Source organism: Pantoea sp. Morm (genome assembly GCF_016643525.1).
Taxonomy (GTDB): Bacteria; Pseudomonadota; Gammaproteobacteria; order Enterobacterales; family Enterobacteriaceae; genus Pantoea; species Pantoea dispersa.
Genome location: NZ_VOQX01000036.1, coordinates 1 through 15,291, shown reverse-complemented (window position 1 = coordinate 15,291; position 15,291 = coordinate 1). Strand labels below are relative to the sequence as shown.

The 15,291-nt window shown below is 58.4% G+C and carries 14 protein-coding genes and 2 pseudogenes; 9 read left to right on the top strand and 7 right to left on the bottom strand.

The annotated features are described in order from the left end of the window. Positions 1 to 90: 90 nt before the first annotated feature. From FT726_RS14075 to FT726_RS14065, 3 genes are all read left to right on the top strand, one after another. On the top strand, positions 91 to 441 hold the full coding sequence (locus FT726_RS14075; protein WP_021506154.1) for a helix-turn-helix domain-containing protein: 351 nt from the start codon (positions 91 to 93) through the stop codon (positions 439 to 441). An 87-nt stretch (positions 442 to 528) separates the two neighbouring features. Further along, complete coding sequence (locus FT726_RS14070) at positions 529 to 963, top strand: ribonuclease domain-containing protein (RefSeq protein ID WP_021506153.1); 435 nt, start codon at positions 529 to 531, stop codon at positions 961 to 963. Between the two features lie 2 nt (positions 964 to 965). After that, the gene (locus tag FT726_RS14065) at positions 966 to 1,235 is read left to right on the top strand and encodes a barstar family protein (RefSeq protein ID WP_058758476.1); all 270 of its coding nucleotides are present in this window, start codon (positions 966 to 968) and stop codon (positions 1,233 to 1,235) included. Here FT726_RS14065 and FT726_RS14060 read toward each other — a convergent pair whose 3' ends face one another. From FT726_RS14060 to FT726_RS14045, 4 genes are all read right to left on the bottom strand, one after another. Continuing rightward, positions 1,236 to 3,608 (bottom strand): virulence factor SrfC family protein, encoded by a 2,373-nt coding sequence (locus FT726_RS14060; RefSeq protein WP_346302941.1) that lies wholly within the window; start codon positions 3,606 to 3,608, stop codon positions 1,236 to 1,238. Beyond that, the gene (locus FT726_RS14055) at positions 3,605 to 6,577 is read right to left on the bottom strand and encodes a virulence factor SrfB (RefSeq protein ID WP_282995639.1); all 2,973 of its coding nucleotides are present in this window, start codon (positions 6,575 to 6,577) and stop codon (positions 3,605 to 3,607) included. The genes FT726_RS14060 and FT726_RS14055 overlap by 4 nt, the downstream gene beginning before the upstream one ends. A gap of 2 nt (positions 6,578 to 6,579) precedes the next feature. Beyond that, entirely contained in the window at positions 6,580 to 7,896 is a 1,317-nt protein-coding gene (locus FT726_RS14050) for an SrfA family protein (protein ID WP_346302940.1), read from the bottom strand. A gap of 153 nt (positions 7,897 to 8,049) precedes the next feature. Next, positions 8,050 to 9,228: a benzoate/H(+) symporter BenE family transporter gene (locus tag FT726_RS14045; protein ID WP_346302939.1), complete on the bottom strand. Its 1,179-nt coding sequence runs from the start codon at positions 9,226 to 9,228 to the stop codon at positions 8,050 to 8,052. A 97-nt stretch (positions 9,229 to 9,325) separates the two neighbouring features. Between FT726_RS14045 and FT726_RS14040 the strand changes: the two genes are divergently transcribed. The 3 genes from FT726_RS14040 (at position 9,326) to FT726_RS14030 (ending at position 10,965) form a co-directional block, all read left to right on the top strand. Then, entirely contained in the window at positions 9,326 to 9,871 is a 546-nt protein-coding gene (locus FT726_RS14040; RefSeq protein WP_125309620.1) for a helix-turn-helix domain-containing protein, read from the top strand. Between the two features lie 97 nt (positions 9,872 to 9,968). After that, complete coding sequence (locus tag FT726_RS14035) at positions 9,969 to 10,394, top strand: MarR family winged helix-turn-helix transcriptional regulator (protein ID WP_021506146.1); 426 nt, start codon at positions 9,969 to 9,971, stop codon at positions 10,392 to 10,394. Between the two features lie 16 nt (positions 10,395 to 10,410). Beyond that, complete coding sequence (locus tag FT726_RS14030; RefSeq protein ID WP_288422607.1) at positions 10,411 to 10,965, top strand: isochorismatase family protein; 555 nt, start codon at positions 10,411 to 10,413, stop codon at positions 10,963 to 10,965. Positions 10,966 to 11,095: 130 nt separating this feature from the next. On the opposite strand, the gene FT726_RS14025 is transcribed toward FT726_RS14030, so the two are convergent. Next, positions 11,096 to 11,500, bottom strand: a complete 405-nt coding sequence (locus FT726_RS14025; protein WP_288422608.1) for a hypothetical protein — start codon at positions 11,498 to 11,500, stop codon at positions 11,096 to 11,098. A gap of 554 nt (positions 11,501 to 12,054) precedes the next feature. Between FT726_RS14025 and FT726_RS14020 the strand changes: the two genes are divergently transcribed. Further along, positions 12,055 to 12,465 (top strand): hypothetical protein, encoded by a 411-nt coding sequence (locus FT726_RS14020; protein WP_288422609.1) that lies wholly within the window; start codon positions 12,055 to 12,057, stop codon positions 12,463 to 12,465. 416 nt (positions 12,466 to 12,881) lie between these two features. Then, positions 12,882 to 13,100: pseudogene (locus FT726_RS14015) on the top strand (isochorismatase family protein); the annotation flags it as partial. Positions 13,101 to 13,247: 147 nt separating this feature from the next. Here FT726_RS14015 and FT726_RS14010 read toward each other — a convergent pair. Then, positions 13,248 to 13,646 (bottom strand): hypothetical protein, encoded by a 399-nt coding sequence (locus FT726_RS14010; RefSeq protein ID WP_346302938.1) that lies wholly within the window; start codon positions 13,644 to 13,646, stop codon positions 13,248 to 13,250. Next, positions 13,647 to 14,657, bottom strand: a complete 1,011-nt coding sequence (locus tag FT726_RS14005; protein WP_288422611.1) for a hypothetical protein — start codon at positions 14,655 to 14,657, stop codon at positions 13,647 to 13,649. 416 nt (positions 14,658 to 15,073) lie between these two features. On the opposite strand from FT726_RS14005, the pseudogene FT726_RS14000 reads away from it, so the two are divergent. After that, a pseudogene (locus tag FT726_RS14000) lies at positions 15,074 to 15,291 on the top strand (hypothetical protein); the annotation flags it as partial.

The following is a 15,291-nucleotide window of genomic DNA, read 5'->3' as shown; positions in this document are numbered from 1 at the left end:
AACTTGCATTAAGTGCGATAGTCAGTCACCCTTAAAGTGTAATTGCAACTGATACTGATACTGTTCGCCATGGCGACGGGAGAGAATGGGATGATGAGCGACGCTTTTATTCACGATCTGATCGACTGGATTGATAACAACATTGAAGCACGTCTGGATCTGGACACCGTAGCGGGGCGCGCCGGCTATTCGAAGTGGCACCTGCAGCGTATGTTCAAAGAGCACACCGGCTATCCGCTTGGTGAGTACATCCGGGCTAAGAAGCTGAAAAAATCGGCCGACCGCCTGACCACCACCAACGAACCGATCCTCAACGTGGCGATTTCGCTGGGCTTCGATTCACAGCAGTCGTTTAACCGCAGCTTCAAGCGCCAGTATGGCGTGGCACCGGGCGCATGGCGTCGTCACGCCGCGCACACCCCGAGCGCGATGCAGCAGTAAACCTCCGCCAGGGCCAGCCATGCTGGCCCGCGTTTTTCCCCGCCTGAAACCTGCTATTATCGGCGTCCTGCCTTTCAGGATGTCACTATGTCGAAAAAACTCTGGATTGGATTACTGTTTGCGCTGGTGGTTTGCTGGATCGGGCTGAAGCCCCATCTGAGCGGTACTGCGCCAGAAAAACAGACGGATATTGCACAACTGACCGATGCACATCGCGTGGCGCGCTGGCTGCAGCAGCATCACCGTTTGCCTGATTTTTATCTCACCAAAAGCGCGGCACGTCGTCAGGGCTGGAACCCGGCGCAGGGCAACCTGTGTGAGGTGTTGCCAGGGCGGGCGATTGGCGGCGATCGCTTCAGTAACCGCGAACGGCGGCTGCCGATGCAGGCGGGGCGGCAGTGGTATGAGGCGGACGTCAATTACGACTGCGGCCACCGCGATGCCGATCGTCTGCTTTACTCTTCTGATGGGCTGATCTTTCTCACCACCGATCACTATCGCAGCTTCACGCCGGTACCCTGACTATGCTGACACTCCATTTTGATTTTCGCACGCTGGGCACGCGCCAGGCCTTTTATCAGGCGCTGGTCGAACAGAGCGGCTGCGGTGAATGCTTTGGCTACAATCTGGATGCGCTGTGGGACTGGCTGACCGGCGGCATGGCGCTGCCGGCAACGCTGCATCTGCAGCATGTCGCCGAGGTCAGCACCAGCGCGGAGTTTGCCCCGGTGCTGGCGCTGCTGGAAGAGGCGGCGCAGCAGCTGGCGGGTGAGCTGCGCCTGATTACTCACTGACTACGCGTGCAGCGGCAGCAGCATAATCGCCAGCGTCTGGCGTGCGCTGGCCGACAAATCGCCGCCGCCGGTGTAGCCGTTATTCTCGACGATCAGCGAATTTAACCCCACCAGCCAGTCATAAATGTAATAGGCGGTGTGGTTAGCCGGCGCGGCAGACAGCCGCGTCAGACGCTGGCCTGACGAAAAGCTGACGCTGGGCGCCGGTGGGCGGGCGAAAATCGGGCTGCCGCGATTGACGCGACTCTGCGGCCGTTCACGTTCATCCCGCTGCAGGAAGCCGAGCCAGGCGACAAAGTCACCCAGCACTGTCATGGCACGCGACACCTGGCGATCGGTGCGCGCTTCATGGGCACTGGCCTGCGTCTCTGTTTCGTTCAGCGCGCTTTGCAGTTTGCTCAGCACCTGCAGACGGAAGCTGGCGGTGATGAGCTCCTCCACCAGCAGTTCCAGCGTCGGCTTATCAACGTTGAGCAGCGCCAGCAGGCTCTGGCTCTCCGGCAGCTGACGCAGGTGCGCCAGCCACAGCGCGAACACCTGCTGAGGAAACTGCTGATCGCGCTGGCCGCTGCTGCTGCGCGGTTCGGCGGTGGTTACCGGCTCATCGTTAAACAGGTCAAACTCAAAACCAATACCAAAATAGCTCTGCTCCACCGCGGCTGGCTGGCCGCCGGTGGACGGCGTGCTGCCGTGGCTCTGACTCAGCCACAGCTGGCGCACCGCCTCGCGCGACGGCTGCAGACGCTCAAGCAGCTCGCCGTGCAGGCCGGTGCGATGCTGTAAACACTTCAGCAGCGTATCGGCGATGGCCTGTTTCCGCGCGGCCTGTTCCGGCGTGGCGCTGGCTTCGGTCCACGGCTGCAGACGCTCCACCAGTTTCTGCTGCAGCGTGCTGAGCTGCAGCGCCAGCCGGTCGCGCCGTGCCTCTGGCTGCATCTCATCCTGCAGCCAGCTGCTCATGCGGTCGACGCCGGCGCGATCGCGCGCCAGCATTGAGCCCCAGCTCTGGCCCGGCTGACCAATCTGCCGCTGTACCGCTTCATCGACGTTAATTTGCGACTGCTGATAGCGCGCATCGTGCGGCGTAATCGCCCAAATCAGGCGCGGCTTGTCTGCGCTGGCCGTCGCACTCTGCTGCAGTTGCCACTCGCGCAGCGCGCTGGCGGCGAGATCCGCATCCTGACGCTGGCTGGCGGCGGTACAAATCAGCATTAAATCGATGCCCTGACGCGCGGCATAGAAGCCCGGCAGCAGGGCACGTTTCTGTTCCAGCAGACTGGCGCGCAGCGCATCACGCGCCTGCAGCCTTGCGCGCTCGTCCTGCTGATCGCGGTCGGCGGGCGTGCCCGGTGCGGGCAGCTCCAGCATATCGGCTTCGTCATACAGCGCCTGACGCGGCGTCGAACTGAGCGGCAGGGTGATTTCCAGCGTCAGCAGCGCCAGCCAGCCGAGCGGTACCGACTGCGGTTTGCCCACGCGGTTGGCGACAACCGGACACACTTCAATCAATTCGTTCAGGTCGGCATCATGGCCGATGAGCTTTTCAGCGGGCAGCGAGGCGTCATCCACCAGCAGGCTGAGCGGTGCCAGCACGCGCGGCGCGTGCCGCAGCTGATGGCGCAGATGCAGCAGGCTGCGCAGGGTTTCATTCAGCGCCGGACGCTGCGGCCACAGCAGCGCAAACAGCTGCACGCGGTCGTCCACGTTGAGCCACGGTGCCAGCTCAATCGCCTGCGGCCAGAAATGACGGTCCAGCACTTCGGCGTGGTCGGGCTGGCGGCGATGCCACGCCCACAGCGTCACCAGCGCGTCGCTGTCGAGGCCGGGCTGCATCTCGCTCTGGCGATGGCGCTGCAGGCGCTGCAGCGCGGCATCAATCGCCGCGCTGTCCGGCTGGGTGTCCGCGCTGGCACAGGCCAGCATCAGACGAATCAGCTCGGCTTCGCTCAGCAGCGTCATCTCCAGCGGCCACGCACCAGACTGCGCTTCACGCTGATGGCTGAAACGGGTGGCGATGGCAAAATCGAGATTGCCGGGATTGATGTGCTGAAAATAGTTCAGGGTTTTGTCGCCGAGACGGGCGATCAGCTGGCCCTGCGCGTCGCCGACCATTTCACTCAGCAGCCAGGCTTTACCCGCCTGCGACTGACCAAACAGCGCCAGGGTGACCGGCCGCGCCAGCTGTCGCGCCAGCGCGTGGCTTTCAACGCGGGCGCGACGCAGCTGGAGCCGCAGCGTATCGGCTTCCAGCGCCAGACGCGGTGAGTGCGCCTGGTGGCTCTCCACCCAGTTCAGCGCGCCGTCAACCGTCTCCTGCAGCAGGCCCAGGCGTTTAGCAGGCGTCGCCGGCGTAGCTTTTTTGGCAGTTCTCATCGTTTACACACGCTCCCGCTGTCGATCCAGTATTGCGCATTGGCGTTGCCGGTGGCCGACAGCGTATTCAGTTTCAGACTCAGTTGCTCCAGCGGCACGCGCGTGCCATCGTCCATGCGCGCCTCGCTCAGTACCAGCCGCTCCGGGCCGAGGTTATCCGGCCCCGGTTGTACCGCCAGCCTGATGCGCAGCACGCTTTCGCCCGCTACCTGGCGCGCCAGCTGCGGATCGGTAATGCTCAGGCTGTAGAGCGGTGTCGCCGGCCAGCGGTCGTTCTCCAGCTGGCGGAAACCGAGGCAGACATTACCGCGAATGCGGAAGCTGCTTTTACGGTCCAGCGCGAAGCTGTGGCTGTCGAGATCAATCTCGCTGTAGCACAGATTGTCATCGCTCAGCGTGGCGTTTTCATCCAGCACGCCAAGGTAGCGAATGGTCGAGTAGGGTTCAAAATCGCCGGCGCGGAACCAGAAGCTGCTGAGACGCAGATCAAGTGCCAGCAGACACAGCATGGCACCGACCGCCGCGGTGGATTTCGGGTTATCAATGCGTCCCTGTTTGTTGAACGGATACCAGTCGCTGGTGTGATACCCCTCCAGCGACAAAATGCGGCTGCCCGGCAGCGGCTGCAAATGACGCACCAGCGCCTGAATGCCCGGGAAGCGCGACGGGCGACCGGTCAGCAGCAGCACATCGCACTGATAGAGGGAAACCACTTCGCACATGGCGCGTAGCGCCGGGATGATCGCCATCCGGTGCTGCAGGAACTCAGCATGCAGCTGCGCCATGCTCACCACCAGCGGCACGTCAAGCAGATCGAAACGGCTGTCGCCGCCGAGCGTGCGCTGAATCTCTCCGTTGACAAACGCCAGCACGCTGCTGGCTGGCTTCTGCGGCACCAGCTCGCCAAACAGCGCGTTAATTTCGCTGTGGCTGTCGAGCGGATTCCAGTTTTCATAGCGCTCCAGCACCGCCTGCGCCAGCGGAATAAACAGCTGCAGGGTGACCTGCTGGCGCAGCGTGGCCTGACCGTCCATGCGGCTGTCGTGTCCAAACAGCTTGTTCATCAGCGGTTCCGCCAGCGCCAGGCCGGCTTTTTGCAGACTCTGCTGTAGCGCGGGCAGGACCCACAGCTGAATCACGTCCAGCAGAATGTCATCGCCGGCCACTTTAAACCCTTCCCGGAACAGCAGGCGCGGGGTGATTTTCACGTTGTTGCCCTGACCATCATCCAGACGATACTGGGTGATGGCGAGGTCGGTGGTGCCGCCGCCGATATCAATCGAGGCGATGCGCAGGCTTTTGCCCGGCAGCTCATCCGCTTCGCGCGGGCGATCCGGGCGCGCCATGCTGCTGAAGAAATCTTCCGCGCGACCGGCAAAATTCACCTGGGTTTCGTTAAACAGCCACACCATCTGACCGCAGGTGGCTTCATCCCACTCCATCTGCACATCCGGTACCGGCCGCAGGCTGTGTGCCTGACTGGTGGCGTCAAACGCGGCGTCGGCCGGATGCCAGCCTTCGGCTTTCCACACCAGCGCGATGGCTTCCTGCATGCGGCGACGGAAAATTTCCCGCTCCGGCTTCGGCATGGCTGATGGCAGCGTCAGGATCACATGACGCAGCTGGCGCGGCGCCTGGCTTTGCGGCATACGCTGGCGCTGGGCCACGCTGTTCATCTGCATCATGGCCTGCGCCAGCAGCTCACACAGCATAAAGGTCATCAGCGAGCTGCGGCTGTAGCTGGCAGAAAACACCGGCAGGCGGTCATCTTCCGGCAGGGCATGCAGCGGCTGCCCCTCATCGTTGAGCAACAGGGTAAACGGCAGCGCGGTGGCCTGCGGCTCGTCGCTGCCGCCGCTGGCGTTGAAGCGCCAGCCTGGCTGATAACGCGCTTCGTCCCATAAGTAGCGGCGCGGGCTGGAGAGGCCGGTGCTGCCCTCGGTGCCGGCGCGCTGCAGCGCCAGGCGGCTGGCTTCGCGACCGACGCGGGTCAGTGAGGGCCACATAAACGCGTTTTCGCGGCCGCTCTCCAGCGAGAAGTTGGCTTTGCCAAAGTGCGTCTCGGCAAACTCCAGTCGGCTGTCGAACAGCTCGTTGTAGACCTGGTGCGGCTGCGACAGATCGCGCAGCTGCAGCTCATAGGTCTGGCGCAGGCCGTTGCTCTCTTCGGGGTGATCTTCCACCAGAATGCCGCAGGTATGCGAGTTGCCGACGTCGAGAATGATATCCACGTTGACCGCCGGCGTTTGCGGTGAGGCCGCCTGGATAGTGATTTCTGCCAGATCGAGCTGTTCGCCCAGCAGTTCCAGCACGTTGAGATAGTGCGCCTGATATTCAAATTCGCGCAGCGCCTGGTTCACTTCCTGCTCGCGGCGTGATTCCAGCGCATACACCTGCTGGCTGAACGTCTCGCGCAGCCAGCCGTCAACCCAGGTGAGGTCGAGGAACTCGCCCAGTTCATAGTTGTGCCACGCCAGCGCAAAGCTGACGCCGTTCTGCGCATCGGCTTTGCTCAACCCCAGCTGCTCACCGCCGTCCGTGTCGGCCACCAGGCGCGTATCGAAGGCGAGGGTGATGCGATGGGTATTGCCCGCCGCGTCGGGCTGGCTGAGCGGCGCAAGGCGCAGACGCGCCCAGTTATCCGGGCCACCGATGAAACGACGGCCACTGGAACAGCGCAGCACCGGCAGCGGCAGCCACTGCCCGGCCAGCAGCGTCAGGGAATCGGCCAGCGCGATATCGGTCTCCGGGCGCACTACCTCAGCGGCACCGCCATCCTGCGGATAGAGCAGAAACTTGCCGCTGTTGCCATCAACGTTGAGGCGCAGCAGCGGACCATTGGCGGTCTGGCGCACAAACTGCCGCCGCGCCTGAAGCGCGGGCAGGCGCAAACCAAAATCAAGAAACTGCACACCGCTGTCTTCGATCAGCGTGATTTTCTGTTTGTCATCAATCAGTGGAGCCAACATGGTTACTTACTCTCACGCTTAATCGTCAACGGGAACACCTGATCGGCGCCATACTGCGCCGTACAGCTGGCAATGCCATCACCGGCTTTGCACACCAGCTCCGGCATGCGATAGCGTGATTTATCGCTGCAGCTGGCAGTATAGCGGCTGCGCACTACCATGGTGCCGGCGCTGGTCATGGCGGCGGTGACATCGGCTTTACAGCGAATATTGTCGCCCTGGGTAATCACTGCGCTGCCTTTACCGTTGCGGATCTGATAGCGCAGGCTCGGCGGCTTTCCGGTCGGCAGATTGGTCTGACGCAGCGTCACGCGCCAGGTACCATTGATAAATTTCACCGAGCCAAGGCGCGCGTCATCGGCCGTCATCACCAGATCGTCCGCTTTGGCCGGTTCGGTATGTTCCGCTACGACCTCCGGCGGTGCCGGTGGGGCAGCCGGTGCCGGCGCAGGCGTCACCGTCGCACTGCTGTGCGGCAGCGTGGCGGCCAGCGTCTGTGCTTTCGCCAGCATCGCCGGGGCCAGCGCGGGCGCGGCGCTGACCACAGGCGCGGTTTCGGTTTCTGCCGGCTGGACCGGCGCGTCGTGTAACCAGAAGGCCACACCCGCTGCGGCAGCAGCGGCCAGAAGCAGCACCAGCAGCAGCGGGCGCAGTGCGGATTTCTTCCGCGCGGGCGTGTCGGCGACAACGCTCAGCGGTGCGGGTTCGGGCTGTGGTTCGGGTTCCGCCAGCCGTTCCGGCTCGGGCTCCGCCACAACGGGGGCCGCAACCGGTTCAGGCGCGGCAGCCCTTTCTGGCTCCGGCGCGGGCACCACCAGCGGCGGCAGTTCTTCATAAAGGCTGTCGCGCAGGCAGGCCAGCGCATCATCACGCGTGCGCGCCTGCGGGTCGACAAAGCCCCAGAAGGTGATCACCGGCTTGCCATCCACCAGATAGACGTATTGCTGATCGGGAAACTGCAGCGTCTTTGCCAGCAGCGCCCCAAACAGGCGCATCGCCGGATTGTCGGCATCCCGGGCGCGCAGGCTGAGCGCCTGCAAATCCTGCTGATTAAGGGTGAGCTGATCCAGCGCCTGACGCTTTTCGCGATCGCTGGCCGCCAGCCAGGATTTCACTTTGCCGCTGAATGGCGCGTACCAGTCAAGGCGGTCACCGCGCTCGTTGGCCTGCGGGATCGCGAGGCAGTTGGCCAGTGTCGTCTGGCGGCGCAAACGTAACGTTTCGCGAATTTGCAGGGCAGAAGCCCAGACCGGCTGGCCGTTCTCCCCCAGTGCCAGTAACGCGTCGAGATTACCGCTGCGCAGAAAAGTTTTTGCCACTCGTTGGGCCCTTATCGGTGGTTATCTGAAGCCAAACATCGGGTGTGATGGGCGATGGTAGTGATCTTAAGCCAAATGCGCCGCAATCAAACGGGGGAAAAAGGGGGGAAAACAGGGCGTTATTCCCCCCACGGTACGCGGGGTGGTGAAATATTAACCGTTCCGGCGTGGGCTGAGCAGCAAATGGGTGAGGACGCCCCCGATCAGGCCCCAGAACGCCGAACCGACGCCGAGCAGGGAGGTGCCGCTGGCGGTGATCAGGAATGCCACGATAGCACTGTCGCGCTGCGCGGGTTCCGCCAGCGCGCGCTGCAGACTGCCCGCCAGCGTGGCCAGCAGTGCCAGACCGGCCAGCGTGGCGATCAGCACCGGCGGCAATGCGCTGAGCATCACGGCAATCAGCGCGCCGGTAAAGCCGGTCAGCAGATAAAACACGCCCGCCAGCGCGGAAGCCACCCAGCGGCGCGCCGGGTCCGGATCGACATCATCGCCCATGCAGATCGCGGCGGTGATCGCCGCAATACACACCGAAAAGCCACCGAACGGCGACAGCAGTAGCGCGATCAGGCCGGTCCAGCCGGTGAGCGCGGAGACCGGCGGCCGGTAACCATGCGCCTGCAGCGTGGCAATACCGGGCGCATTCTGCGATGCCATGGTCACCAGGAAGTAGGGCAAGCCGACGCCAATCAGCGCGGCAGGATTAAAGTGCGGCATGATAAATTCCGGCACGCTCAGCGTTAGCGCATGAGGCGGAAAGTGGATGGCGCGCTGACCCAGCGCCACCAGCACGCCCGTCACCAGCGCCAGCAGAATGGCATAACGCGGCAGCCAGCGGCGGCCCAGCAGCCATACCAGATACATGCTGCCGCACAGGGCAAAATGATCCGGTAAGCCGCTGAAGGTGCCGATGCCAAAACGCAGCAGAATCCCCGCCAGCATCGCGGCCGCCAGCGACTGGGGAATGTGGTTCATCAGCCGGGCAAACAGGCCGGTCACGCCGCTCAGCACAATCAGCAGATTGGTCGCGACAAACACCCCGACCACTTCATTCAGCGTCAGACCGTGCACGCTGGTGGCCAGCAGCGCGGCACCCGGCGTCGACCAGGCGGCGAGCACCGGCATCCGCGTCCACAGCGACAGACCGAGTGACGCCAGCCCCATGCCCACGCCCAGCATCGACAGCCAGCCGCCAATCTGCGCCGGTGAGGCGCCTGCAGCCTGCGCCGCCTGGAAGATCAGCGCCGCGGTGCTGCTGTAGCCGACCAGCACGGCGATCAGGCCGGAAATCAGCATCGGAAAGGAAAAAGCCGGACGAACAGTTGCAGTGGTCATGGAATCACATCCTGTTGTGCGTTATAACGCACATTGTGGCACGCACGGTATGGCGCGCACAAGTGGTACACTGCGCGCCCGCTTTTCAGGAGAATTCATGGAAAATCTGCATCAACATCTCAGCCAGGCGCTGAAGCAGCTGCGTCAGGCCAATGGCTGGAGCCTGACGCTGGCGGCGGCGCGCACTGGCGTGAGTAAAGCCATGCTCGGTCAGATTGAGCGCGGCGAGTCAAGTCCAACGATCGCCACGCTATGGAAAATCGCCACCGGCTTTAATGTGCCGTTCTCCTTTTTTGTGCAGAGCGGGGCTCAGCCGTCGGGCGATGTGGCGACCTTCAGCCAGCCCAATGCACAAATGCAGGTGAGGCCGCTGCTGCCGTATGACGCGCGTTTGCGCTTCGATCTGCTGGAAGTGACGCTGGCGGCGGGCGCGCAAAGCGATTCGTCAGCGCACGAAAGCGGAGTGATTGAGCAGGTGGTGGTGCTGGAAGGTGAGCTGTTGCTGGGCATGGCGGGCAGCTGGCGTCGCCTGCAGGCCGGAGAAGCCAGCCAGTTCGCCGCCGATCAGCCGCACAGCTATCGCAATCCGCTGGCCAGCCCGTTGCGCTTTCATAGCCTGATTCACTATTTGCAGCGCAGCTGAGCGGCGGGATGTGCAATTACAAATTGATACGAAGGCAAACTACACAGTTTGCCTGCGTATTTATATACTGCGGTCTCATCAGTAAAGGAGAAGGGCGATGAGCGAGCTGATTAGCGCCGCTGCCGCGTTACGCAGCATCAATGGCAAACTGATGCGCCGCCTGCGTGAATCGGCCCCGCCGGGCGATCTCACCTGGCCGCAGGTTTCCGTGCTGGGATATCTGGTGCGCGACGGCGCAATGACGGTGACCGAGCTGGCCGCGCGCGAAGGGGTGCGCAGCCAGTCAATGAGTGCCACGGTCGCCAGCCTGCAGACGCTGGGCCTGGTACAGGGCGTGGCCGATGCGCAGGATGGCCGCAAAACCCGTTATCAGCCTACCGCTGCCTGCCTGCAGCTCATCGCCAGCAATCGCGCCCAGCGTGACGACTGGCTGCTGCACAGTATCAGCAGCCTGCTCAGTCCGCAGGAGCAGCAAACGCTGCTGGCCGCCATTCCCTTACTGCAACGACTCGCTGACCACTAATTTGAGAGGACTCACCATGGCTGTCACCACGTTAGATGCCCAAACCGCCCTGATTGTCATCGACCTGCAGCACGGCATCGTCCGCCTGCCGGTTACGCCGCACCATCCGGATGAAGTGATTGCACGCGCCACGCAGCTGACGCAGGCGTTTCGCGCGAAACAGCTGCCGGTGGTGCTGGTGAACGTGGCGGGCGGCGCCCCGGGCCGCAATCAGCAGCCGCGCCACGATGCTGCTCTGCCGGCAGACTGGGCGGTGCTGGTGCCGGAAATGACACCGCAGCCGGGCGATATCAGCGTAACGAAAAAAACCTGGGGCGCGTTCCACAATACCGATCTGCACCAGCAGCTGCAGCAGCGTGGCGTGACGCAGGTGGTGGTGTGCGGGATTGCCACCAGTATCGGCGTGGAATCCACGGCGCGTCAGGCATACGAGCTGGGCTACAACGTTACGCTGGCGACTGATGCGATGAGCTGCCTGAACGCTGAAACCCACCACAACAGCATTGAGCGCATCTTCCCGCGCCTCGGCGAAACCGGCACCACTGACGAAATCCTCGCGCTGCTGAACTGATCTTTTCCCTCCAGGGCTGGTGCTGCCGGCCCTTATCTTTGCGGCTCCCTGAAGGCTGTCTGGCGATGCTGGATGTTAGGCTGGCGATGAATAGTTTATTTAATAAAAAAATCAGCCCAAAATGTGAGCTTTAAAGTTGCACAGTAACCATTTTTATCAGGCTCATTACCACAAAAACCGCATATAAAAGTAATGAAAATATTGACAGGTAATAATAAGTGTCAAGCCACTTTGTTACGTTTACATCGATAGCATTAAGAAAGGTAGAAATAGCCGCCTGCTCTTTGGGTTGAAAAATAATTTTCTGGCCTTTTTTAAGCCTGGAGAAGAAGTAGGACATGCCAAAAGAGCCAAAAAAACCCATGGAGCCGTAGAATCTATACAGTGGTGGTAATTCGAATGCGCTGTCGAGATATCGCGATAACAAAGTGTTATATTTGCGTTTGTTGATTAAATAAATAATAAACTGTAGCGTAGTTATAAAAAAAGGGATGATCGCGCATCCGAGAGCAACATAAGAAAGAGTCGTGTTCATGCTATTTCAACCATAGATCCATAAGATAATCACTTGCTGAGCTGGCAGCAGTCCCAGCCACTAATGAACCTACAGCGGCGCAAGCAACCCCTCCGGCTCCTGCAGTGGCTATGCCTATAGCAAAACAGATACCGATACCAGCAGATGCACCCAGCGTCCCTCCAGTCATACCAGCAAATGTACCGCTGGCGAATTTACTATATTCTTTAAAGGCAGAGAAGCGGATAAAAATTTTTCAGGTAAGACATCCATTGCAAGAGTGCGGATGAGAAATCAGAAACTCTCTTTGGTTCCAGATTCAGTTAGCAAAGGCCATGCCAAATTCGCTCGCCAGGGTCGTATGAACGGGCCTCTTTCATTCGTGCTGATGTGGTTGTGTGGCAGAGCGCCTATCTTTTAAGCAACACGTTAGTAAAGCAATCCCTTTCCTGGCACTTAATCATAAAAACAAACGTTTAACGATTGAGTGAGGTCATAGTTATATGAGTATCTACTTCACGTTTTTCAAACTCCGTTATAAGATTCCCTACACAATAATTATCTGAGGATGGTGAATGAAGAGTGGATTGGCGATTTTGATATTGGCGGCATTGCTTGTAGGCTGCGCCTCTGATGACATAGAGGATATGCCGAGGGATGCAAGGGTAAAGTTTGCCAATATGGAAGGTTACTCCAACAATCCTTATCCAAAAGCCAGAATTCTTGGTGAGGTTATGGGGATGAGTTGCGCTCGTCGTGCCGGTAGTTCAACAATGGTGACCGAGATGAGCGGAAATATTTTCGCAACCACCACTGGACCAGATGTCGCGACCGGTTCTGAAGCACTGGAGAATATGCGTTATAAAGCTGCCATTATGGGTGGCGATGCAGTTGTCAATGCCGTATGTAAATCTGGAGGAGTTGATTGGGCTCATAACTGCTGGTCGACTGTAAAATGCGTCGGCGATGTAGTATCTAAAAACTAAAGTTGGATACATCAAATAAAACAAATGGGTCACTTCTTCGGGTGCCCTATTTGTTTTCGTCCCTGCACATCTGATTATTGACAAACATGGCACCGGCTACTCTTATGCACTTTATGCACTAAAAATCCGCATTCAGGAAAAATTTTTCTCATTAAATAACTAATTGCAACAGGGCTTTAGTGTCTTGATGACTTAAAAAGCTAAACGAACTAGCCCGGTTCAGAAAGTAGACAATTCCTTATTGGATAAGTCTCCTATTCGGATGGATATGTTTCTCATGAATCAACAAGCAGACACCGCAATTAGCGGAGGACCTGGGTGAAATGGTTGCACTTGCCATACAGTTGACGCAGGCGTTTCGCGCGAACAACTGCCGGGTATGTTGGTCCCGAAATGACACCGCAGCCGGGCGAAATCAACGTGGAGTAACTCAGGTGGTGGTGTGCGGGATTGCCACCAGTATTGGCGTGGAATCCACGGCGCGTCAGGCGTACGAGCTGGGCTACAACGTTACGCTGGCGACCGATGCGATGAGCTGCCTGAACGCCGAAACCCACCACAACAGCATTGAGCGCATCTTCCCGCGCCTCGGCGAAACCGGCACCACTGACGAAATTCTCGCGCTGCTGAACTGATCTTTTCCCTCCAGGGCTGGTGCTGCCGGCCCTGTTCTCAATATTTTCCTGCCGCAGCCAACCGTCTTCTGGCAGATGTCATCCTGCTGTTAAGCATTTTCCTGTTACGGGAATGCTGCGTCAGGTCTGAATCAGAAATCGGTCCTGTTATGGAAAAAATCTCGCTTTTAACTCAAGTGCAGCACCCAGAAGGGCTATCAATACACCACAGATGAAACTGGTGATATGTGCGTAATAAAGTGCAGATATCCATCCGATAGATTTGCCCTTGTTATCATCAAAAAAATCATATGCGCTGCTATCGCGGTTAAGGAAAAAATTTTTCTTTTTTTTCATAATGCCCATAAAAAAATATGACATGGGCGCAGCGCCAAAAAATCCCACAAGGCAATGAAATGAGTAGGGGGCCGGGAATACGTGTTTTTTTTGAAACTCTTCCAAAAGCGTGTAATATTTCTTTCTGTTATAAGCATAAATCAATATGGATAATAAGAAGCTGGCTAAACATAGCCCAATGATAAATATGCCAAGAAATTTAATTGTCATTTATAAGCCCATATGATTATAAAAAGCGTCGACACCCCAGTTCATAAACTCCCCGGCTGCATAACCCGCAGCAACTGAACCGACCGCTGCGCAGGCAACGCCTCCCACTCCTGCCGTGGCTATCCCGATAGCCGTGCAAAAACCCAGGCCAATCGCCGATCCTGCAGCGCCAGCGCCAATACCCGCAGTGGTTGAGAGTCCAAATTTCGAATACTCCCTAAACGCAGATCTACTGCACTCACCCTCACGTCCAACCGTACAGGCCTTCATAACATCATTCGTCGCCCCGGCAAAAGAAAACGCAATACCCACATAGCCGCCCATCTTAAGAAAACGTGCCGCTTTGGCGGCATTGCCGACATAGGTTGAATAGCCTGGTATGCCTCCCAAACCCACAGTCGACCACTCATGTACTATTGAGCGGCTTGAAAGATTTAGCGCTCGTTTCATATTTTCGTACTGCTGGAATTTAATGGTATAGCGGGAGAGGTTTTTGAGTACAGGCTTATTGACTAGTTCTTTTAATTGATTCAGCAATTGATTACGCTCAACAAAGAACTGCTGGCTAATGAGGGTTCCCTGTGCGCGAAACTGATTCTGATAACTGGCCTCTATTTTTATTAACGTCTGCTCTATTGCACTGAAATATTTTGCTCCGGCATCCCCTGTGATACCAAAAATCTGATTGCCGGCACTCGTTAATGCAGCAATGGTGGCATAATGTTTTTGCATAAAATCCGCTTCATTAACACTGACGCCAATTAATGCATTGTTAATTCTGTGCTTAGCCTGTCTCAAAGCTGTCAAGGCATGCAGCGTCAGAGGAGCCTGAGTTTCAGGATCGGCGACGATTAATATCTGTCCCGGCCTTAACCAGGGCGTGTCAGCGTTCAACTGCATAAACATGGTAACTGCTGGAGCACGGGTGTCGCGAAACAATTCTCTGGCCTGGTACTCCAGCGAACCAGCGCGTTCGACAACACAATATCCCGGGGCGATGTTACGTGTCATGAATCCTTTCTCCCTTACCTGACTAACATCCTGCATGCCTGACTGCAGCAAACAATATAAGTAATTCTATTGCGCGGCGCAAAATGTGTTGGCTAACAAATGAGGTGTGAGCACTCAGATGCGTAAACGCGAAACCGGCACCACTGACGAAATTCTCGCGCTGCTGAACTGATCTTTTCCCTCCAGGGCTGGTACTGCCGGCCCTTGTCTTTGCCACTCCCTGACACTGGTTATTCTGCTTCGCCTCGCTTTCCCTGCCGCCGTTGAGAATTGGTTGTAACAGTGCTGGTTACTGTCACAGTATGCACAGCAACACGATAATCAATATTTAGCCTGACTTTACGATTTTATTAACACCAGTGAGCAGCAGGATCGGGCAGAGCAGTACAGCGCTATTCTGCTGCAGGGAGGTAGGGATGCTAAAAAAATCAAACGTGCTATATCTCATCGCCAGCCTGTTTTTTCTGGGCACCGGTATTACCTTAGGTCTGGTGCTGTCACCGTTAATTACCGCGGAAGTGAATGCCACGCAAAAGGAGGTTGATCTGGTGAAACAGCAGGCACTATATAGCGGTGAGTTTGATCGCCATCAGCCGGGCAGTGATGCGCTGTACTGGGCCAGCGGTCAGGTCTA